Source organism: Pseudomonas sp. PDM02, from assembly GCF_014852285.1.
Lineage (GTDB): Bacteria > Pseudomonadota > Gammaproteobacteria > Pseudomonadales > Pseudomonadaceae > Aquipseudomonas > Aquipseudomonas migulae.
Window position 1 is genome coordinate 111,777 of the sequence record NZ_JACVBL010000011.1, and the last position, 21,749, is coordinate 133,525.

Genomic DNA, 21,749 nt, shown 5'->3' on the forward strand with positions numbered 1-21,749 from the left:
GGCGTCATGAGACTTCACGCGTTTAAACATCCGAAGCGCCAGCAAGGCCTGGCCATGGTGGAATTCACCCTCGTCCTGCCGGTGTTGTTGCTGCTGTTACTGAGCCTCGGTGAGATCGGCCGCATGCTCTATCAGTACAACGTGTTGCTGCAGGCCAGCCGTGATGCCGACCGTTTTGTCGCAAACCACGCCTGGGACTCGACGCTGGGGGCGGTCTCTCTGAGCAATGCGCTGCAGACCCAGACGAAAAACGTTGCGGTGTATGGCGTGCCTGCCAACACCGGCACCGCTGTGTTGTCCGGGTTGACGCCTGACAACGTGGTCGTCGCTGCGGTGGGCACCGACCATGTGCGAGTCACCATCACCTATACGTTCTGCCCGGTGATTGGCAGTGGCAATTGTGCCGGCTCGATTCCGGGTTTTTTTGGCAATCAGATTGCGCTGAACATTCCCCTGGTTGCCACTACCGTGATGAGGGCACTGTGATGAATAGAAAACACATGCGCGGAATCTATACGGTGGAGTTCGCGTTCGTTGGTCTGCTGGTGTTCACGCTGTTGTTCGGCGTGTTGGAAATGGGCCGCCTGTACTTCACGGTCAATGCACTGGATGAGGCCGCGCGCCGTGGTGCGCGCCTGGCAGCCGTCTGCAATATCAGCGATCCGGTGGTGTTGCGGCGGGCAATCTTCAATGCCGCGACCGACGCAGGTACGAGCCAGCTGATCAGCAATCTGGCCACCTCTAATCTGACGTTGACCTACCTGGACGCAAATGGCGCCCTGGTGGCCAACCCAGCTGACCTGGTCAGCGCAAATGGCTTTCGTGCCATCCGCTATGTCCAGTTGAGTCTGCAAAACTTCGTTTTCAATCTGTTTATTCCCGGGTTCGGCGTGCCCATTACCTTGCCTGCATTCAGGGCAACGTTGCCACGCGAAAGTCTCGGGCGTCACTCTGATTCCGGGGAGATCACACCATGCTGAATATGAAGGAAACGCCGATTGCCAGTTCGACTGGCAAAACCGGGTTGCGGTTGCTGATCAGCAGCCGTGATGCCAACTCTTTACGCGATCTGCAGAGTGTCTGTCAGCGCATGCCTGGCCTGGAGGTCAGCACTCGCCTGGTGAGCAATGGACATGTTGACCCGCTCTACAGTCTGGACCGTATGCCCGATCTGTTGCTGTTGCGCGTCAGCCACCTGTGGCGCGAGGAATTGTCGGCGCTGTTGCAACACCCGGCCCATGAGCGTCCGCCGATGTTGGTGTGCGGACTGCTGAGCGAACAGGAAGCCATGCGCCTGGCGATGCAGGCCGGTGCCCGGGACGTGCTGCCGGAGCCAATCGCCGAGACCGAACTGGTCGCCGCCATGAATCGGCTGGTCACGGAGGTTCGGAGCGGCAGTGGGGCTGACGGGAAATTGATCGCCGTGATGAGCGCAAAGGGCGGTTCCGGCGGAACCCTGGTGGCCTGCAACCTGGCACAACAGCTCAGCATGAAAGGCGGCAGTACCCTGTTGCTGGATATGGACCTGCAATTTGGCAGCGTGACGCATTATCTGGATGTGGCGCAGACGCACAGCCATCTGGAGGTGTTGCATCAGGTCAACGGCATGGACAGCGTCGCGTTACGCGGTTTTTGCAGTCACTTCAGCCCGACCTTGCATGTGCTGGGCGGTCGGGCCGGTGAGCTGTGTTTGCCGCAGGATGCCCAACCCGAGCAACTTGACACCCTGTTGCAGTTGGCCCGCGCCAGCTATGGCTGGGTGGTGGTCGACCTGCCGCGGCAAATCGATCACCTCACCGGTTCTGTGCTGGAGCAGGTGGATCGGGTGTACGTGGTGGTGCAACAGAGCGTCAGCCATCTGCGCGATGCCAGCTCTCTGGTGCGGATTCTTCGCGATGACCTGGGTGTGCGCGGGGATCAATTGCAGATCGTGGTCAACCGTTATGACAAGGCCGCAGCGATCAGCCTTAAAGATATCGGCGAGGCGCTGCGCTGCACCAATCTGTCGAAATTACCCAACGACTTCAATCTGGTCAGCCAGAGTCAGAACACTGGTGTGCCGTTGGGGCTGCATGCGCCGAGGGCAGCGATTACTACTGCACTGCGCGACATGACCGAGGACCTGGTCGGTCAACAAGTAGCTGGCAACAAAGGCTTGTTCAAACGCGCCTTCAACCGTGTTTTCGGGGGATGAACCATGATCAGCGACTTTCGTAACCGCTTGCGCAAACAGTCCGGTAAACCCGCCGCTGCCCAACCGGGTGACGATCTGCTGGATCCGCCAGAGGAAATAATGGCGTGGGAACGTGTGGCACCAGACGTTCTTTACGAAACCAAAAGCCAGGTCACCCCGGTGGAGGCGGAGTGGCGGGAAAAGATCTACCAGCAGTTGCTCAAGGTCATGGACCTGTCCTTGCTGGACTCCCTTGAACAGGCCGAGGCTGCTCGGCAGATTCGCGATATTTGCCAGCGCCTGCTCGATGAGCATTCGGCACCGGTGAGTACCGTCAGCCGTCAGTTGATCATCAAGCAGATCACCGACGAGGTGCTCGGCCTGGGGCCTCTGGAACCGTTGCTGGCCGATCACAGCGTGTCCGACATTCTGGTCAACGGCTCTGCCTCGGTCTATGTCGAGCGCTTCGGCAAACTGCAACGGACCGATGTGCGTTTTCGCGATGATCAGCATTTGTTGAACATCATCGACCGCATCGTCTCCAGCCTGGGGCGGCGTATCGACGAGTCCTCGCCGTTGGTGGATGCCCGGCTCAAGGACGGTTCGCGGGTCAACGCGATTATCCCGCCGCTGGCCATCGATGGCCCGAGCATGTCGATTCGGCGCTTTGCGGTGGACCTGCTCAATACCGACAGTCTGATCCAGGTGGGAACGTTGACCCCGGCCATTGCCCTGCTGCTCAAGGCGATTGTCCGTGGGCGCTTGAACGTGCTGATTTCCGGCGGTACCGGCAGCGGCAAGACCACCATGCTCAACGTGCTGTCCAGCTTCATTCCGCAAAACGAGCGGATTGTCACCATCGAAGATTCGGCCGAACTGCAATTGCAGCAACCCCATGTGGTGCGCCTGGAAACCCGGCCTTCGAACATCGAGGGTCGTGGCGAAGTGAGCCAGCGGGAGTTGGTGCGCAACAGCCTGCGGATGCGTCCGGACCGCATAGTGATCGGCGAAGTGCGCGGCGTCGAGGCGCTGGACATGCTGACTGCGATGAACACCGGCCACGACGGCTCGTTGACCACGATCCACGCCAACACCGCTCGCGATGCGTTGGGGCGAGTCGAGAACATGGTGTCGATGACCGGGGCGACCTTTCCGATCAAGGCCATGCGGCAACAGATCGCTTCGGCCATTGATGTGGTGATCCAATTGGAACGCCAAGAGGATGGCAAGCGCAGACTGGTCAGCGTGCAGGAAATCAACGGCATGGAAGGCGAGATCATCACCATGACCGAAATCTTTTCCTTCGTGCGCCATGGCATGGGCGAAAACGGCGAAGTGCTTGGTGATTACCGGCCCAGCGGCATGATCCCCGCGTTCCGCGATGTGCTGGCCAAGCGCGGCATCGAGTTGCCGCTTACGATGTTCAGGCCTGAATGGATGGAGGCACGGCAGTCATGAACAATATTCCTGGTGAATTCATTCTGATGTTCCTCGGCATGGTGTTTATCGCTGTGTTCCTCCTGTCTCAGGGGGTGGTGGTGCCGGTGTTCGGCGAGGCCGGCAAGATGCGCAAGCGTATCCGCGGCCGTTTGCACGTTCTGGAGAAAGCCAACAACCTGCCCAATATGCAGACGGTGTTGAGACAGAAGTACCTGACGCGCTTGACGCCGCTGGAGGCCATGCTCGAGCAGTTGCCCTTTATGGCGAGCCTGACCCAGATGATCGAGCAGTCCGGTCATGAATATCGTGCTTATCGGGTGTTGTTGCTCGGGCTGTTCCTGGGCGCCTGTGCAGGTTTCTCGATCTGGATGATCTCGTCAGTCTGGTGGATGGCGTTGCTGGCGGGCTTCGGAGCGTTCTGGCTGCCACTGCTGAAAATTTCTCGTGACCGTGGCAAACGCTTCGCCGGGTTTGAGGAAGGCCTGCCGGATGCACTGGATGCCATCTGCCGTGCCCTGCGCGCCGGGCACCCGTTCAACGAAACCCTGCGCCTGGTCGGCGAGGAGCATAAGGGGCCGGTCGCTCAGGAGTTTGGCCTGACTTTCGCGGACATCAACTATGGCAACGATGTACGTCGGGCCATGCTCGGCCTGCTGGAAAGGATGCCGAGCATGACGGTGATGATGCTGGTGACCTCAATCCTCATCCATCGCGAGACCGGCGGTAATCTGACCGAGGTGCTGGAGCGTTTGAGTCGCCTGATCCGCGGGCGTTTTCGCTTCCAGCGCAAGGTCAGGACCCTGTCGGCCGAAGGGCGAATGTCAGCCTGGGTGCTGGTGTCGATTCCATTCGTGCTGGCGATTGCGATCGTTGTCACAAGCCCCACCTACATGCCTGTGCTGCTCAATGATCCCATAGGCCACAAACTGATCATCGGGGCGTTTTTCGCCATGCTGCTCGGGATTTTCTGGATACGCAAAATCATTCGGATTCAGGTTTAAGCGGTTTTCGCTACCGGGAGGTACAGGTCATGGACTTTTTGCTCGGGTTGTTCAGTCGGGTCACGGGAAGCGAGGAGGTGGCGCGCCTGTTGTTCCTCGGCGCGATCGGTTTGAGTACGGTGCTTGCAGTTGTCGCCGTGAGCTTGCTGATTTTGGGGCTTCAGGATCCGGTGCAGCGTCGTCTGGCGCTGATCAAGCGTGGTCATTTAGGCAACACCGCCGGGCAAGAAGCCCCGGGTAATCTGCAACTGTTACTGGAACGGGTCGGCCAGCGCTTTGCCTCGGCCGAATCGGCTCAGACCTCCGTCACCCAGACGTTATTGACGCATGCTGGGTACCGTTCCACTTCAGCGGTGCAGATGTACTGGGCTGTGCGCTTGATGACGCCGCTGTTATTAGTCGGTATTACGTTGCTGCTATTGCCGATGATTCCCAGGGTTTCCCTGGCCATGGGGCTGCTGGTGGTGGTCTTGGCAGCCGGTATCGGATGGTTGCTGCCAGCGCTGTATGTCGCCAAGCGCAAGCAGTTGCGACAAGGTCGGTTGCGTGCCGCATTTCCGGATGCGCTGGATCTGATGGTCGTGTGCGTGGAGTCGGGCCTGGCCTTGCCTACGACGATCGAACGGGTGGCTGAGGAGATGTCGGTCAGTCAGGTCGAACTGGCTGAAGAACTGGCCCTGGTCAATGCACAAATCCGCGCGGGTATTTCCAGTACCGCGGCGCTCAAACAACTGGCTGTGCGCACGGGCCTGGATGACGTACAAGGGCTGGTCAGCCTGTTGGCGCAGAGTATCCGCTTTGGTACCAGCGTGGCCGATACGCTGCGCATCTATGCCGATGAATTCCGTGACCGGCGTACGCAGGCCGCCGAAGAGATGGGGGCGAAAATTGGTACCAAGCTGATATTCCCACTGATTTTCTGTCTGTGGCCGAGCTTCTTTCTGGTCGCTATCGGCCCGGCCATGATCGGTGTTCTCAAAGTATTCGGGTGAGGTCAAACGGGTGGAGGCTATCGAGTGCGATGGCCACCACCCGAGCCTGATCTGCGCTTTCCTGTCATGGATTCACACATTTCCCGCAACGGGATAATCCGACCAGGGTTGGATAATGTGTAGAGACTACTTTCCTGAACACGACATCAAGCCCGGCTTTGCAGCCAGGCTACTCTGGACTACGCCAGAGGCTGATCACCCATCGACATGCCTCAGTTGCCGCTACTCATATCTCCCCCAGCATCCTGTTCAAAAAACATCGGAATCGGGAAGTTGAAGCTATTCAGCCAGCGCTGCATGGCCAGGTCACGTTCGGTGGCCGAAGCGGTTTGCAGAATAGGGGAGGCAACCACACCTCGAATCTGCAACTGCAACCACTGTTCGGTGCCTTGTTGATATGGCGAAGAGGGGCCCGGCTCAATAGCCCAGGCAGTGGTGGACAGGCTAGCCATGCACACGATCAACAGCCTTTTGGTATTCATCTCGACTCCTCGTACGTTCTACTTGTTCGCACTGGAAGAGGCATCGGCTACTTCCGTCTTGCGATTCCCCTCGGTAGCCACCACTTTTTTGGCGGAGGCCTTGAGTTTTTCCGCGCGGGTTTGCGCCTCGGCGACTTGCTTGGGGCTCAAGTCGGCGCGGGTCACCAGGTCAGCAGCCGACTTCCAGTTATCCTGGTAGATCAGCAGCGTCACCATATTGAGTGCCGCCAATGTGTTTGCCTGCTTGAGCTCCATGGCGGTCATGAACTCAAAGCGTGCTTCAGGGATCCGTCGCTGATTGAGGTAGACGACCCCCAGGTCATTTCGCATCCTGTCGTCGGTGGGGGCCATCTTCACCGCACGCTCAAGGTGAGTGGCAGCGGAGGCGTTATCATTTTTGGCGGCGGCCAACTGGCCCAGGCCATGTTCCCCTTCAGCCGTCAGACAGGTGCCGAGCAAGCTTTCGTACAACGGCTGCGCGTCGCCGCTACGCCCCATCATGCGCAACACCCGAGCCTTGCGCAGGCGAACCTGGACCAGGTCATCGGGCAAACCTTCCAGATTCGCCAGGCTGGCATACAAACGGCCTTCGTCGGCCATGTTGTCGGCCAGGTTCAGGGCCAGTTCCTGCTCCGAACCGGGCTTGGCACAGCTGGGCGGTCGCGAAGTCAGGCCATTACTGGCGCAACCTGCGAGCATTAACGTCGTCGCTATTGCAATGACTGCTTTCATCGTATGTCCTCTGGCTACAACAGGTTGAACGCCCGGCCAATGGCAATGAAGCTGGCCCGGCAGGCGTTCAACGTCACCGTTACGAGTGAGGGCGAGGCGAGTCTGGTTCAGGCTCCGGATCATTGCGAGAGACCGCTGAGACTGTCGAAGTCGCCATTTTCCAGGAAAAACATGCGGTAGAAGTTCGGGTCGTAATTGCGCAGCTGTTCGCCAGGCAATGACGGTAGTGTTGCATTGGCAGCCAGTGGCTGGACCAGATGGGGGGTGACGATCATCAGCAGTTCGCGCTCTTCACGGTTGATGGTGTTGTCGCGGAAAAATGCGCCCAGAACCGGGATATCGCCCAGCCCCGGAAATTTGTTCACCTGGGAATTGTTGCGGGAGCTGATCAGGCCGCTGATGACGAAGCTTTCGCCGTCGGCCAGGGAAATGCTGGTATCGGTACGGCGCACGGTCAGGGCCGGGACTATCGTGCCGGCGATGCTCACGGCGTTGGTGAAGTCCAGTTCACTGACTTCCGGCGCCACCTTCAGCGCGATGCGATTTTTCCCGACGATGGTCGGCGTCAGAGTCAGGCGGATACCGAATTCCTTGTACTCGATGGACACGTTATCGCTGCCTGAGCTGGGCACCGGAATCGGTATTTCACCGCCGGCCAGGAAGCTCGCACTCTGCCCGCTGAGCGCTACCAGGCTTGGCCGCGCCAGGGTGTAGGCGAAACCACTGCCTTCCAGCGCATTGAGCGCCACCAGGGTACTGCCGGTAGCAAAAGAGAGGTTGAAGTTGTTGTTGTTCACCGGCAGCACCGGCGTGACTATGCCGCCGATGGTGGGCAAGGTTCTCGGCGAGCCGAACAGGAAGTTGCCACGGATGCCGAAAATCGAGGCGGAAGCTTCCTTGAGCTTGGTCCGGCTGACTTCGACGAAACGGATATCGGTCTGCACCTGGCTCGGCAGCAGCGGGTCGTCGGAGGGCACCGACGGCACACTGGTCAGTGCCGATGTGGCTTTACCCTTGACGAACACCATGCTTTGGCGCGGCGTTTTCGAACAGGCAGTCCAGACCATCAGGCTGGTGGTCCCCGGTGCAATGCCCGTGAGTATGAACGCGTTGTTGCCGCTGGGTTGCACGTCGGCAATTTTCGGGTCACCCACCGCCAGTTGCGTTACCGGAACGGGGCTGCGCAGTTCATTCTGCAGCCCCTGACCGACCTCGAACGTTGTCGACCAACTGTCCAGTTGCGAACAATTGGCAGGTGCGGCCTGAGCCGCATTCACGCTGAGGCCCGTCCAGAACAGGCCATGGATAATTTTCTTGAAAGCGGGCGCGGGACGAAGGCTCATTTAATGCATCCTCACTGGATAGGCCATCTATAGGCAGACAAAGTTGTCTCTGATCACTTCACGGGGATCGGACTATCCCCCCCAATGCGCCACACCACTTATCGATGGCTTTGGCGTTATTCCTTGCGTGCAACACACGAGCGGGCGCAGTTCGCTGACCGGGCTGAACAGCGAGCGACCTTTGCTAAAACGGTTTTTAGTGAGGCGGTTACCTGGACTGCGCGCCAGAGTGACGCTGGCAGTTACGGACGCTACTGTCCGCCGACCTGCCCCCCCCGAAAAGTAAACGGCCATGTAGGTACAGAGCCGGAATACGCCTGCCATGATCATAGTGAGCTAACTCCTTTTGCCAATCTGATCATTGAAGCTAACTTGGAAACTGGAGCCGTTATGACTTCTTATTGTTTGACGGTAGTTCAATCAAACCAAAGTGCCATGATTTTTAAAAAAAACCATGGGTGCAAAAGCTGTAGAAAGGCAGGCGGGTGAGCGGTGCAGGCAAGGTCGTAGCGCAGTGCGATTGGCTGATACCGAGGGGGAAATGAAGGCAAAAAAAAAGGCCCATCAGTCAGTCTGAACGGGCCTTTTTCATGTCTCAGCCTGCCTTCAACTGCAAATGCCCATGATCGGAAACGGTCGCTGCGCCTGCACCAGATCCGGCATATCCCGCCACTTGATCCACGCCGAATCTTGCCAGTGCAGCAGCGGCACCGAGAGCCCGCCCCATCAAACGTCCCAGGTCATGGACGCAGAGCCAGGCTTGGTTAGCGTGGAGGAAGCGGTTGTGGCGGGGAAAAACAGTGGGGATGAAATGAGGGTGAGTTTCAGACGGATTTAGCGTGTGCATTTCTTCGACTCCATGTTGAGAAAGGAGCCGCCACTAATCCTTCGACAGATTTGGGTTGCGGACCATGTGGCGTTCGAAGTCGGAACATTCTCGATCAACACGGAAAAGCCGAGAGGCCCGCGCCACACGGTCCACCATAAAGCGAAACGAAAAGGCAAAACTGTGCCCCAGTTCCTATGGTGGTGCGGATGTGCCATGTTGTTGATTGACCTGCTTCGACCCCGGGCCGCTGATTTGGCAGCGACGGGACAAAGCCTATCGGTCAGGCGCTCGCGGCGCCAAGCCTACTCTGGCGACGCTTGTCGTAGGAATCAGAGTCTTTTCAGGAAGGCTCGATCTGTAGGAATTTCCTGTTTTTTCACCGAGCGCAGAAAACTGGAAACAGAGAAGCAAAGCTTGCCCCGGGAACCGACAGGATCCCGGGGTAATTGTCCTTAGTGACTAACCTTCCAGGCATCCCCCGCAGGCGCCGTACCATGGTCATACGGCTTGGCAATCCACATATAAACCAGCCCCAACCCAATCACGATCGCCGTGCTCAGCACCATCGCATAGTTGATGTACCACGCCGCATCCGGCGTGCGCGGCCAGGCCATGTTGATGATGGCGCCGACGCCGTAGACCAGCGCGCCGATGTTCACCGCCCAGCCCCAGGCGCCGAGGGTGAATTTACCGCTCGGTTTCCAGCCTTTCAGGCGGGCATAAAGGGCTGCAAGCACGATCATCTGGAACGCGAGGTAGATGCCGATCGCTGCGAAACTGACGATGGTGGCCACGGCGTCTTGCAGTAAGAAGCCCAGAATGATGATCAGCGCTGGCAGGACGCCGGAGACGAACAGTGCAGCAACCGGAACCTGGGTTGTAGGCGAAATCTTTTTCAGCAGTGAGCTGCCGATGACCATTTCATCCCGGGCGTAGGAATACAGCAGACGACTCGCCGCCGCTTGCAGGCTGATGACGCAGGAGATGAAGGAAATCATCACCACGCCCATGACCATTTTTGAACCGACCGGGCCGAAGGCGTTGTTGAGGATGGTGCCGACCGGGTCTTTGTCGGTGCCGTTGATCACCGCTTGCATGTCCGGCACGGCGAGGATCAGCGCCAGGCAAGCAAACATCGCCGCAACGCCGCCGATGTAGATGGTCATGCGCATGGCCACCGGGATTTTCTTGCTCGGGTTCGGGGTTTCTTCGGCCACGTCGCCGCAGGCCTCGAAGCCGTAGTACAGGAACATCCCCGCCAGCGAAGCGGTGAGGAAGGCCGGCAGGTAAGAGCCGTCAACGCTGATGTCGAAGGTGTTGAACAACACGCTGATCGATTGATGACGTTCGAAAATCAGCAGGTACATGCCGACGATCACCGCGCCGACCAGTTCGCAGAGGAAGCCGAACATGGCGATTCGCGCCAGCACTTTGGTGCCGCTGAGGTTGACCAGCGTGGCGAACAGGGTCAGCACCAGGGCGATGACGATGTTGGTGTTGTTGCTCGGTTCGAAGCCCATCATCGCGGCAAGGTAAGGTCCGGCACCGACCGCAACGGCGGCGATGGTCACGCACAGGGCGATGGAGTAGATCCAGCCGACCATCCACGCCCAGCGTTTGCCCACCAAACGGCGAGCCCATGGGTAAACACCACCGGAAATCGGGAACTGCGAGACCACTTCACCGAAGATCAGGCACACCAGCAATTGGCCGCAACCGACCAGCAAATACGCCCAGAACATCGGTGGTCCACCGGCGGCCAGGCACAGGCCGAAGAGGGTATAAACCCCTACGACCGGTGAGAGGTAAGTGAAGCCCAGGGCGAAGTTTTCCCACAGGCTCATGCTGCGGTTGAAGTTGGAGGTGTAACCCAGCTTTCGGAGTTGCTCGGCATCGCTGTCGGCAACGGCTGCGGAGAATTCAGGTAGTGCACTCATGGTGTGTTAGCTCCGGAAAATCGGCAGATTTCGGATGTCCGAAACCGTGGCAGGGCCGTGATGGCGCTGCCGGGATCGGTGGTTATTGTTTTTTTGGTCTGGCGTTGAAGCCTGGTGGTGCGTATTGACGGTTTCTACCTTGAAACCGAGGTGACACCTTCGCGGGCAAGTCGGATCGCCGCACCGCTCGCTCCTACAGGATTGAGGGTGTTCGCAAAAAATGCGTACGACGCAAAACCTGTAGGAGCGAAGCTTGCTCGCGAAGCTTTTAGTGCTTGAACATCACATGCCGCACAACGGTGTAATCCTCCAACCCATACATCGACATGTCCTTCCCGTACCCGGACAGTTTCTGACCGCCATGGGGCATTTCGCTGACCAGCATGAAGTGCGTGTTCACCCAGGTGCAGCCGTACTGCAAGCGTGCCGACAGGCGATGCGCGCGGCCGACGTCCGAGGTCCACACCGACGACGCCAGGCCGTAGTCCGAATCGTTGGCCCAACCGAGCACCTGCGCTTCATCGCTGAATTTGGTCACTGACACGACCGGCCCGAACACCTCGCGGCGGACGATTTCGTCGTCCTGCTGTGCATCGGCCAGCACCGTTGGTTCGAAGAAGAAACCGTTGCCTTCAACTGCCTTGCCGCCAGTGATCAGGCGGATGTGCGGTTGCGCCACGGCGCGGTCGACGAACCCGGCTACCCGGTCGCGATGCTGCGCGGTGATCAGCGGGCCGAGTTCGGTCGACGGATCATCCTGCACGCCGTACTTGATGCTGCTGACTGCCGCGCCGAGCTTCTCGACGAATTTTTCGTAGATGCCGGCTTGTGCGTAGATGCGGCACGCGGCTGTGCAGTCCTGTCCGGCGTTGTAGAAACCGAAGGTGCGAATGCCTTCCACGGCGGCATCAATGTCGGCGTCGTCGAAGATGATCACCGGGGCCTTGCCGCCCAATTCCATGTGCATGCGTTTGACGCTGGCGGCGGTGCTGGAAATGATGTTCGAGCCGGTGGCGATGGAACCGGTCAGCGACACCATGCGCACTTTCGGGTGGGTGACCAGTGGGCTGCCGACGGTAGGACCGCGGCCGAACACCAGGTTGAGTACGCCGGCCGGGAAGATTTCCGACGCCAGTTGTGCCAGGCGTAGTGCGGTCAGCGGGGTTTGTTCCGACGGCTTGAGCACCACGGTATTACCGGCGGCGAGGGCCGGGGCGATTTTCCAGGCGACCATCATCAACGGGTAGTTCCACGGCGCGATGGAGGCGATCACGCCCACCGGGTCGCGGCGGATCATCGAGGTGTGCCCGGCCAGGTATTCACCGCCTGCCGAACCGCTCATGCAGCGGCTGGCGCCGGCGAAGAAACGGAACACGTCGGCAATCGCCGGGATTTCGTCGTTCAGCGCAGCGCTGTAGGGTTTGCCGCAGTTGTCGGATTCGAGTTTGGCCAGCTCTTCGCCGTGTGCTTCGATGGCGTCGGCAAGTTTGAGCAGTAACAGCGAGCGCTCTTTCGGCGGGGTGTGCGACCAGCTTTCGAACGCGGCATCGGCGGCGCGTACGGCAGCATCGACCTGGGCTTCGCTGGCTTCGTTGATTTCCACCAGCACACGACCGAGGGCCGGGTTGAACACCGGTTGGGCGGGGCCTTCGCCGTCGAGCAGTTGGCCGTTGATCAAGAGTTTGGTTTGCATGGCGTTGTCCTCTTTGAATCTATTATTTTTCTGCCGAAACCGGATCCTGTGTAGGAGCGAGGCTTGCCCGCGAAGCTTTTGGCGCTCTCGAGGACGCCTTCGCGGGCAAGCCTCGCTCCTACACAGGATTCGGTTTCTACAGTGGATATTGAGTTGTTCGTTACTTCCCGCCACTCCCCGCCACGCTTTCACCACCACGGGTCAGGTAATAGGCGCCGAGAATCGGCAGCATGGTCACCATCATCACCAGCATCGCGACGACGTTGGTCACCGGCACGTCCCGTGGGCGGCTGAGCTGGTTGAGCAGCCACAGCGGCAGGGTGCGTTCATGGCCGGCGGTGAAGGTGGTGACGATGATTTCGTCGAACGACAGCGCAAACGCGAGCATGCCGCCGGCCAGCAACGCCGAGCCGAGGTTCGGCAGGACGATGTAGCGGAAGGTCTGCCAGCCATCGGCGCCGAGGTCCATCGAGGCTTCGATCAAACTGTGCGAAGTGCGGCGCAACCGGGCGATGACGTTGTTGTAGACGATCACCACACAGAAGGTCGCGTGGCCGACGATGATGGTGAACATCCCCGGCTCAATGCCCAGCGTCTTGAAGGTCGCCAACAGCGCGATCCCGGTGATGATCCCCGGCAATGCGATGGGCAAAATCAGCATCAGCGAGATGCCTTGCTTGCCGAAGAAATCTCGCCGGTACAACGCCGCCGACGCCAGCGTGCCGAGCACCAACGCGATCAACGTCGCGACGGAGGCGATCTGCAGCGACAGCTTGATCGCTTCCAGTACATCCGGCCGCGCGAACGCCACGCCGATCCACTTCAGGGTGAAGCCCTTGGGCGGAAAGCTGAACGCCGCGTCTTCGGTGTTGAACGCGTAGAGGAAGATGATCAGGATCGGGAAGTGCAGGAATACCAACCCGCCCCAGGCTGCGATGCGCAGACCTAAAGATGCCTGCCCTTGAGATGAAGAGTCAGAGTGCATCGAAGGCCCCCAGTCGTTTGACGATGGTCAGGTAAATGGCGATCAACACAATCGGCACCAGCGTGAACGCCGCGGCCATTGGCATGTTGCCGATCGCGCCTTGTTGGGCGTACACCATGCTGCCGACGAAGTACCCCGGCGGGCCCACCAGTTGCGGCACGATGAAGTCGCCCAGGGTCAGCGAAAACGTGAAGATCGACCCGGCGGCGATGCCCGGAATCGACAACGGCAGAATCACTTGCATAAAGGTCTGGCGCGGCTTGGCGCCGAGGTCGGCGGAGGCTTGCAGCAACGACGGCGGCAGGCGTTCCAGCGAGGCCTGAATCGGCAGGATCATGAACGGCAGCCAGATGTAGACGAACACCATGAAGCGCCCCAGGTGCGAGGTCGACAAGGTGCTGCCACCCACGCCCGGAATGCCCAGCACAAATTGCAACACCGGCTCCAGTCCCAGGTGTTGAACGAACCACTGCGCCACGCCGCCCTTGGCCAGCAGCAACGTCCACGCATACGCCTTGACGATGTAACTGGCCCACATCGGCATCATCACCGCGATGTAGAAAAACGCCTTGGTCTTGCCGGTGGTGTAGCGCGCCATGTAGTAGGCGATCGGGAACGCGACAATGGCGCTGGCAATCGACACCACGACGGCCATGCTCAGGGTGCGCAGAATGATGTCGAAGTTCGACGGCTGGAACAGCGCGGCGAAGTTCGCCAGGGTCAGGTCGGGCGTGACCGCCATGGTGAAGTCGTCGAAGGTGTAGAAACCTTGCCACAACAGCACCAGCAGCGAACCGAGGTAGATCGCGCCAAACCACAACAGCGGCGGCACCAGCAGCAGCGCCAGGTAAAAGTTCGGCCGGCGATACAGCAGGTTGGAAAACCTGCGCAGCGGCGAACCGCTGGCCGGGGATTGAGGGAGAGCCACGCTGGTCATCTCACACCCCGCCGGCAACGGTGTCGTGCAGCGGGATCATCGCTTCCCGTGCCCAGCGTGCGCTGATGCGTTGCCCGGTCTGATGTTGCGCGCTGACGTCCAGCCATTGGTTGTTGGCCTGGCTGATGTTCAGGGTCTGGCCGTTTTCCAGCTTCAGTTCATAACGGGTGGCGCTGCCCTGGTACTGAACGTCGTGGAGCAAACCACTGACTTCGATTTCGTGGCTGGCCAACGGGCCGTCGGCGAAACGCACGTGTTCCGGGCGAATCGAAAACGGCTGCGGATTGCCGCTGAGCTGCTGCGCCAGATCGCCGCGAATCACGTTGGAGGTGCCGACGAATTCCGCCACAAAGGTGGTCGCCGGTTTCATGTAGAGGTTGCGCGGGGTATCGACTTGTTCGATGCGCCCCTTGTTGAACACCGCCACACGGTCAGACATCGACAGTGCTTCGGTCTGGTCGTGGGTGACGAAGATGAAGGTGATGCCGAGCTGGCGTTGCAGTTTTTTCAGCTCGCTTTGCATTTGCTCGCGAAGCTTCAAGTCGAGGGCGCCCAGCGGTTCGTCGAGCAGCAGCACCCGAGGGCGATTGACCAATGCACGGGCCAGGGCCACACGCTGGCGCTGACCGCCCGACAGTTGCACCGGTTTGCGTGCGCCGTAGCCGCCGAGGGCTACCATGTCGAGGGCTTCTTCAGCGCGTTTCTGGCGTTCAGCCTTGCCGACGCCTTTGACTTTCAAACCGTAGGCGACGTTGTCGAGTACGTTCATGTGCGGGAACAGGGCGTAATCCTGAAACACCGTGTTGACGTCACGCTCATACGGCGGCAGCCCGGCGGCTTCATTGCCGTGAATCCGGATCGAGCCTGCGCTCGGTTGTTCAAAACCGGCGATCAGGCGCAAACACGTGGTTTTGCCCGAGCCGGAAGGGCCCAGCATGGAGAAGAACTCGCCGTCCTGGATGTCGATGGAAACCCGGTCTACGGCTTTCACTTCGCCGAACAGACGGGAAACGTTGGTGAACTGGACTGCAAGCGTCATGGTGCGGTGCTCCGAAAAACAGAATCTTTAAAAGCTTCGCGAGCAGGCTCGCTCCCACAGGGGAATACAGATCAAATGTGGGAGCGGGCTTGCTCGCGAAAGGGTCATCACATTCAACATTGATGTTGGCTGACCCACCGCTTTCGCGAGCAAGCCCGCTCCCACAATGGGATCAGCGTCAACTCTCAGATCAGCGACCGCCCATGATCGCGATGTAGTCCTGGGTCCAGCGGCTGTACGGCACGAACTTGCCGCCTTCAGCCTGCGGGGTTTTCCAGAAGGCGATCTTGTCGAACTGGTCGAAGCCGTTGGTCTTGCAGCCTTCGGCACCGAGCAATTCGCTCTCTTTGCACCCCGCCGGAACCGACGGCAACGAACCGAACCAGGCGGCCAGGTCACCCTGGACTTTCGGTTGCAGCGAATGGTCCATCCATTTGTAAGCACAGTTCGGGTGCTTGGCGTCGGCGTGCAGCATGGTGGTGTCGGCCCAGCCCGTTGCGCCTTCTTTCGGAATGACCGAGGCCACTGGCTGCTTGTCCGCCACCAGGCCGTTGACCATGTAGCCCCAGGTGCTGGACGCCACGACGCCTTCGTTCTTGACGTCACTCATCTGCACGGTCGCGTCATGCCAGTAGCGGTGGATCAGAGGCTGTTGCTTGCGAAGCAGGTCCAGCGCGGCCTTGTACTGTTCTTCGTTGAGCTGGTACGGGTCCTTGATCCCCAGTTCCGGCCGTTTCGCCTTGAGATAGAGCGCTGCATCGGCGATGTAGATCGGACCGTCGTAGGCCTGGACCCGGCCCTTGTTGGATTTGCCGTCCGGCAGGTTCTGTTCCTCGAACACCACGCCCCAGCTGTCCGGGGCTGTCTTGAAGACGTTGGTGTTGTACATCAACACGTTCGGGCCCCACTGATACGGGGTGCCGTAGGTTTGTTTGTTGACGACGTACCACTGGCCATCCTTCAGGCGCGGGTCGATGTTCTTCCAGTTCGGAATCAACGCGGTGTTGATCGGCTGCACGCGTTTGCCGACGATCAGCCGCAGCGACGCATCGCCCGACGCGGTCACCAGGTCGTAGCCGCCCTTGGACATCAGGCTGACCATCTCATCGGAAGTGGCGGCTGTTTTGACGTTGACCTTGCAGCCGGTTTCCTTCTCGAAACTGGTCACCCAGTCGTAGGCCTTGTCGCTTTCGCCACGTTCGATGTAGCCGGGCCAAGCCACGATATCCAGCTGACCTTCGCCGGCACCGACGGCTTTCAGCGGTTCGGCGGCCTGGATACTGGCGCTGGCCAACAGCGCGGTGGTGATAGCACTGAGCAGTGCGGTCTTGTGCACGAACATGGGAATTCCCTCTTCTTTAAATTATGGTCGGGGCAGTTTTGAACGTGGTTCAGCGTTGTAAACACGATCCTTGTAGGAGCCGGCTTGCTGGCGATAGCGGTGGGTCAGTCAACCTGATGGTCAACTGGACGGACGCCTTCGCTGGCAAGCCAGGCTCCTACAGGATTCGCGGTGTTCCAGCGTTTCTGCGCTAATGCCTTTACGGCTAATTGTTAGCGTAGTGCGCTTTTATAAATGCTGTCCGTGGCGCGCCATGATGTGCCGCACCACGCTGTAGTCCTGAAGCGAATCGCTGGACAGGTCTTTGCCGTAGCCCGAGCGTTTCAGGCCGCCATGGGGCATTTCGCTGACCAGCATGAAATGGCTGTTGATCCAGGTGCAGCCGTACTGCAAGCGCGCGGCGACCTGCATCGCCTTGTCCAGGTTCTGGGTCCAGATCGAGGAAGCCAGGCCGTATTCCGAATCGTTGGCCCAGTCCACGGCTTGTTCGAGCCCATCAAAGCGGGTCACGGTGACCACCGGCCCGAACACTTCGCGCTGGACGATTTCATCGCTCTGCTTGCAGCCGGCCAGCAGCGTCGGTTGGTAATAGAAGCCGGCACCGGAATGCACGGCCGCGCCGGTCACACGCTCGATGTGCGGCTGGCCGAGGGCGCGTTCGACGAAACTGGCCACGCGGTCGCGCTGGCGGGTGGTGATCAGCGGCCCGATTTCGTTGTCGGCATCGCGTTTACCAGCGAAGCGCAGGCTGCTGACCGCCGCGCCGAGTTCGGCCACCAGGCGGTCATGAATGCCGGCCTGTGCATAAATGCGGCAAGCGGCGGTGCAATCCTGGCCGGCGTTGTAGTAACCGTACGTGCGCACGCCTTCGACTACCGCCTGAATGTCGGCATCGTTGCAGACGATCACCGGGGCCTTGCCGCCGAGTTCGAGGTGCGTGCGCTTCAGGGTTTTCGCTGCGGCCTGCAGGATTTTTTGCCCGGTGACGATATCGCCGGTCAGCGACACCATGCGGATTTTCGGGTGGCTGACCAAGTGGCTGCCCACGCCTTCACCGCCGCCGCAAATGATGTTGATCACGCCGCGTGGGAGGATCTCGGCCAGCGCGGGGGCCAGGGCCAGGATCGACAGCGGCGTGTGCTCGGAAGGCTTGAACACCAGCGTGTTGCCGGCAGCGAGGGCCGGGGCGATTTTCCACGCGGCCATCATGATCGGGTAGTTCCACGGTGCAATCGAGGCGACCACGCCAATCGGATCGCGACGGACCATGCTGGTATAACCCGGCAGGTACTCGCCGCTGAGCTGGCCGGTCTGGCAGCGCACCGCGCCGGCGAAGAAGCGGAACACGTCGACCGTCGCGCTCAAGTCGTCCTGACGCGCCAGGTGCAACGGTTTGCCGCAGTTCAGGGATTCGAGGCGGGCGAGCAGGTCGGCTTGTTTTTCGATGGCATTGGCGATGTCCAGCAGCAGGTTCGAGCGCTGCTGCGGCGTGGTCCGCGACCAACTGGCGAACGCGCGGTGCGCGGCGAGGATCGCGGCTTCGACTTGCTCGGTGCTGGCTTCGGCAATGTGCGTCAGCACTTCACCGGTGGCCGGGTTGAGGATTGGTTCGACAAAACCCTGACCCGCGACCAGTTCGCCATCGATCAACAACGCGGTGAACAACGGGGTCTGCGCGCCAGCCATTTTTCGGGTTCTCTTTTCTTGTGTGGCCATGCTGCTCCCTGTGACTGGGGCCCGGCCGTCTTATAGATGTTCCAAGACTAGTGCCCGGACCCGAGGTCGACAAATACTAAATACTGAAGGTGGCGTTCGATTAAATAGATGGCTTGCGCCCGCCGTGGGGCTGCTCGCGCGCGACGGTCAGGAACGGGTCGACCAGTGCCGGACGCGCCGTGCCGCGGCGCCAGGCCAGGCCGACGTCGAGGGTCTGGCTCAGGTCGGCAATCGGCCGCGCTTCGATGATGTCGCCCTCCAATGACCAGGGGCGATAGGTCATGTCGGGCTGGATCGACACGCCCAACCCGGCGGCCACCAGGCTTCGTACCGCTTCGGTCGAAGCGGTTTTAAGGGTGATGCGCGGTTGAAGCGATGCTGCCGACCACATGCGCTGGGCGTTGCGGTCCATTTCATCAACGTTCAGTTGAATCAGCGGCTCACGGGCGACGTCGGCCAGGTTGATGCTGTCGTGCTCCAGCAGCGGATGCTGGGCCGGCAGCCATAAACGGTGAGGCGAATGGGTCAGCACTTCCGTTTGCAGGGCGTGGCGGTCTTCGAGGTTGGAGAGGATCAGCACACCGACATCGATCTCGCCGCTGACCAGCAAATGCTCGATGTACGGGCGTTCATCCTCCATCACGCGGATCTCGACGTTGGGGTAGGCGCGTTGAAAGCGGGTGAGCAGGTCCGCGAGGTAATAACCGGCGACGAGACTGGTTACACCGATGATCAACTGCCCGGCGACCTGATCGGTGCTTTGTTGCAGGCTGCGTTTGGCGTTGTCCACCGTTGCCAGAATCAGGTGTGCCTGACGTAGGAATTGATGGCCCTGGTGGGTCAGCGTCATGCCCTTGGCATGGCGGTTGAACAGCCCGACGCCGATTTCCTGCTCCAGTTGCTGGATGGCCAGGGTCAATGTCGATTGGGAAATGAACGCGGTTTGCGCGGCGGCAGAGATCGAGCCGGTCTCGGCCACGGCGATGAAATGACGAATTTGACGCAAAGTCATCATGAAGAAGTACCCGGTGGGCGGTTTTTATAGATTCGCTTGAGTGTATATCTTTTTAATCGATGGGCTTTTTAGCGTTACAGAAGGTGAGCAACATCTGGAAGCACTCTCGCTGGGAAGGGCTGGGCACTTTCGATCTAGGCTGGTGGCCTTATGTGTCCGGTTAACCCCTTTTGTGGAGGCGGCAAGAATGAATACCCGTGGATTGCTCGATCAATTACTCAAATCCGGCCAGGACCTGTTGCAGAACAAGACCGGTGGCGCGCAGAACAAGGCGTCCAGCGCTGGGTTGGGCGGATTGCTTGGTGGTGGCGGTGGTTCGGGTGGCCTTGGCAGTTTGTTGTCAGGCGCGGGTGGCGGTGCATTGGCCGCTGGCGCGATGGGCCTGTTGATGGGTAACAAGAAGGCTCGCAAAGTCGGCGGCAAGGTCGCTGTCTACGGCGGCCTCGCGGCATTGGGCGTGATTGCCTACAAGGCTTACGGCAACTGGCAGGCCCAGCAGGGCACAGCACCGAAACAAGAGCCGCAAACCGTGGACCGCGTCCCGACGGCGCAGGTCGAGCAACACAGCCAGGCGATTCTCAAGGCGCTGGTGGCGGCGGCCAAGGCTGACGGTCATGTCGACGAGCGCGAACGCGCGTTGATCGAAGGCGAGTTCACCAAGCTCGATAACGATCAGGAGCTCCAACACTGGCTGCACGCCGAACTGAACAAACCCCTCGATCCAACCGATGTCGCCCGTGCGGCCAGCACGCCGGAAATGGCCGCCGAGATGTACATCGCCAGCGTGATGCTGGTGGACGAGGAGAACTTCATGGAGAAGTCTTACCTGGACGAACTGGCGCGCCAACTCAAGCTTGAGCCAGCGTTGAAAGTCGAGTTGGAAAAACAGGTGCGCCAGGCCTTGGTTTGATTGCTCAGGTAAACCTGGACGAGGGGAAGGCGCGCGTTCTCCGTCCAGGCTATACCTGCACAATTTTTACCTCAAGAGGATCGAATTCGACCAGTCGGAGTATGTATTTTCAACATACTTGACGGTTGAAAGCCGCTGCCGGCAAGTGACCTCCATGCCTTTATGTACACCAGTAGGCCGTATCTCCCAGGCACGATTGGGGTAGACAATCGTCTTGCCGTGAAAGCTCCCTACTCCGGCTTGATGCAGCTCTATATCTGCCCCTGGAATACCCTCGCCGAGTAGTTGGTTGATATTCGGATGTGTGATGCGTGGCGGCGGAAGTACCACAACTCGCAAAGCTGGGCTGCACATGTACCAACTACCGAGCCCCTCCATTCTCACTCTCAAATCGTGGACGCCTTCTCCTAGATGTCTAATGATTTTTAGGTTGGTCCCCCCGCCATGGTCAGTGAGTTTACCCTCACTCACCTGTTCGCCTGTATGGGCATCCTCTATCCACTTCCAACTTCTGGCATGACCACCCACATGAAAAGTGTGCCCCTCTTCAATTCTCATCCCCAGATGTGCGTTACTGAAATATGGTCGTGTGAAACCCCACATCGCTTCGCTATGACTCTCTGGGTTTTCGCCTGCACCGGGGGCCCAGAGTTCGGACTCGTCATGAGTGATGTCAGCACTATCCTTGCCCGAACTTACGTTGAGGCGGAGGATTTTGGTCGCCATGGCCCATTGACCGTCACTCCATAATTCAACGATCACGTCGTGGGGGCCAGGCGCGAGGGTTTTATTGACAATGAGGTTGAAGGCTCCGTGGTCGTTTATCAGGCCCTCCGCACTCAACGCCTCTAATGTGTGTGCGTCTCTAATCTGGACGCGATGCCTGGCATGTCCACCTACTTGCAGGGTTGGTCGGTTGCCAACTTCAGCTCCCCACTTTGGTTCAGTGATATACGGTGGAGACACTAGCGGGGACTCTGATCGTTCAACAGTGTCCCTCCCGTTGTCTTCCGATACAGAAATGTCTTGTGATCCACCAGGCTCGCTTTCATATTTCGACATGATTCTTCCCCTTCGTTTACCGCTGGCTGTTGAATGACTACCTACGGTCCTTCTACGCCGGACGCCGGGCGAAACCTACCTGTTAAAAATGACAGTTTCGACGAGCGGTAATACCGTTCCT

General features: G+C 59.5%; 19 protein-coding genes and 1 pseudogene. 7 read left to right on the top strand and 13 right to left on the bottom strand.

The window, feature by feature from the left end; translation table 11 throughout:
• Nucleotides 1–6 precede the first annotated feature (6 nt).
• Genes IB245_RS20160 through IB245_RS20185 form a run of 6 tightly spaced genes read left to right on the top strand, consistent with a single transcriptional unit; the run spans nt 7 to nt 5,606 of the window.
• On the top strand, nt 7–486 hold the full coding sequence (locus tag IB245_RS20160) for a TadE/TadG family type IV pilus assembly protein (RefSeq protein WP_008042353.1): 480 nt from the start codon (nt 7–9) through the stop codon (nt 484–486).
• Entirely contained in the window at nt 486–980 is a 495-nt protein-coding gene (locus IB245_RS20165) for a TadE/TadG family type IV pilus assembly protein (RefSeq protein WP_192228464.1), read from the top strand. The genes IB245_RS20160 and IB245_RS20165 overlap by 1 nt, the downstream gene beginning before the upstream one ends.
• Nucleotides 974–2,194, top strand: coding sequence for an AAA family ATPase (locus IB245_RS20170; protein WP_008042352.1), 1,221 nt, complete (start codon nt 974–976; stop codon nt 2,192–2,194). The genes IB245_RS20165 and IB245_RS20170 overlap by 7 nt, the downstream gene beginning before the upstream one ends.
• Nucleotides 2,195–2,197: 3 nt before the next feature.
• Complete coding sequence (locus IB245_RS20175) at nt 2,198–3,631, top strand: CpaF family protein (protein WP_008029707.1); 1,434 nt, start codon at nt 2,198–2,200, stop codon at nt 3,629–3,631.
• Nucleotides 3,628–4,614, top strand: a complete 987-nt coding sequence (locus IB245_RS20180) for a type II secretion system F family protein (protein ID WP_008042351.1) — start codon at nt 3,628–3,630, stop codon at nt 4,612–4,614. The genes IB245_RS20175 and IB245_RS20180 overlap by 4 nt, the downstream gene beginning before the upstream one ends.
• A gap of 29 nt (nt 4,615–4,643) precedes the next feature.
• Nucleotides 4,644–5,606, top strand: a complete 963-nt coding sequence (locus tag IB245_RS20185; protein WP_192228465.1) for a type II secretion system F family protein — start codon at nt 4,644–4,646, stop codon at nt 5,604–5,606.
• Between the two features lie 212 nt (nt 5,607–5,818).
• On the opposite strand, the gene IB245_RS20190 is transcribed toward IB245_RS20185, so the two are convergent.
• The 12 genes and pseudogenes from IB245_RS20190 to IB245_RS20245 form a co-directional block, all read right to left on the bottom strand.
• Complete coding sequence (locus tag IB245_RS20190; RefSeq protein WP_192228466.1) at nt 5,819–6,088, bottom strand: DUF3613 domain-containing protein; 270 nt, start codon at nt 6,086–6,088, stop codon at nt 5,819–5,821.
• A gap of 18 nt (nt 6,089–6,106) precedes the next feature.
• Nucleotides 6,107–6,820: a tetratricopeptide repeat protein gene (locus IB245_RS20195; protein WP_008029716.1), complete on the bottom strand. Its 714-nt coding sequence runs from the start codon at nt 6,818–6,820 to the stop codon at nt 6,107–6,109.
• Between the two features lie 119 nt (nt 6,821–6,939).
• On the bottom strand, nt 6,940–8,163 hold the full coding sequence (locus tag IB245_RS20200) for a type II and III secretion system protein family protein (protein WP_008042348.1): 1,224 nt from the start codon (nt 8,161–8,163) through the stop codon (nt 6,940–6,942).
• Nucleotides 8,164–8,769: 606 nt separating this feature from the next.
• Nucleotides 8,770–9,010, bottom strand: a pseudogene (locus IB245_RS20205) (hypothetical protein).
• Nucleotides 9,011–9,444: 434 nt separating this feature from the next.
• Nucleotides 9,445–10,929, bottom strand: a complete 1,485-nt coding sequence (locus tag IB245_RS20210) for an APC family permease (RefSeq protein WP_192228467.1) — start codon at nt 10,927–10,929, stop codon at nt 9,445–9,447.
• 268 nt (nt 10,930–11,197) lie between these two features.
• Nucleotides 11,198–12,622, bottom strand: coding sequence for a gamma-aminobutyraldehyde dehydrogenase (locus tag IB245_RS20215; protein WP_008029727.1), 1,425 nt, complete (start codon nt 12,620–12,622; stop codon nt 11,198–11,200).
• Between the two features lie 160 nt (nt 12,623–12,782).
• Nucleotides 12,783–13,607: an ABC transporter permease gene (locus tag IB245_RS20220; protein WP_192228468.1), complete on the bottom strand. Its 825-nt coding sequence runs from the start codon at nt 13,605–13,607 to the stop codon at nt 12,783–12,785.
• Nucleotides 13,597–14,544 (bottom strand): ABC transporter permease, encoded by a 948-nt coding sequence (locus IB245_RS20225; protein WP_192228469.1) that lies wholly within the window; start codon nt 14,542–14,544, stop codon nt 13,597–13,599. Before IB245_RS20225 ends, IB245_RS20220 begins: the two co-directional genes overlap by 11 nt.
• Before the next feature lies 1 nt (nt 14,545).
• Nucleotides 14,546–15,583: an ABC transporter ATP-binding protein gene (locus IB245_RS20230; RefSeq protein ID WP_008029734.1), complete on the bottom strand. Its 1,038-nt coding sequence runs from the start codon at nt 15,581–15,583 to the stop codon at nt 14,546–14,548.
• 190 nt (nt 15,584–15,773) lie between these two features.
• Nucleotides 15,774–16,925 carry a putative ABC transporter substrate-binding protein YdcS gene (ydcS, locus tag IB245_RS20235; protein WP_008029736.1) on the bottom strand — a complete coding sequence of 384 codons (1,152 nt, stop codon included), beginning with the start codon at nt 16,923–16,925 and terminating at the stop codon, nt 15,774–15,776.
• 228 nt (nt 16,926–17,153) lie between these two features.
• Nucleotides 17,154–18,641 carry a gamma-aminobutyraldehyde dehydrogenase gene (locus tag IB245_RS20240; protein WP_081500226.1) on the bottom strand — a complete coding sequence of 496 codons (1,488 nt, stop codon included), beginning with the start codon at nt 18,639–18,641 and terminating at the stop codon, nt 17,154–17,156.
• A 100-nt stretch (nt 18,642–18,741) separates the two neighbouring features.
• Nucleotides 18,742–19,656, bottom strand: coding sequence for a LysR family transcriptional regulator (locus IB245_RS20245; RefSeq protein WP_192228470.1), 915 nt, complete (start codon nt 19,654–19,656; stop codon nt 18,742–18,744).
• Nucleotides 19,657–19,843: 187 nt separating this feature from the next.
• On the opposite strand from IB245_RS20245, the gene IB245_RS20250 reads away from it, so the two are divergent.
• Nucleotides 19,844–20,566, top strand: coding sequence for a tellurite resistance TerB family protein (locus IB245_RS20250; RefSeq protein ID WP_192228471.1), 723 nt, complete (start codon nt 19,844–19,846; stop codon nt 20,564–20,566).
• A 66-nt stretch (nt 20,567–20,632) separates the two neighbouring features.
• Here the strand turns inward: IB245_RS20250 and IB245_RS20255 are convergent, their stop codons facing one another.
• Nucleotides 20,633–21,628 carry a hypothetical protein gene (locus IB245_RS20255; protein ID WP_192228472.1) on the bottom strand — a complete coding sequence of 332 codons (996 nt, stop codon included), beginning with the start codon at nt 21,626–21,628 and terminating at the stop codon, nt 20,633–20,635.
• Between the last annotated feature and the right edge of the window lie 121 nt (nt 21,629–21,749).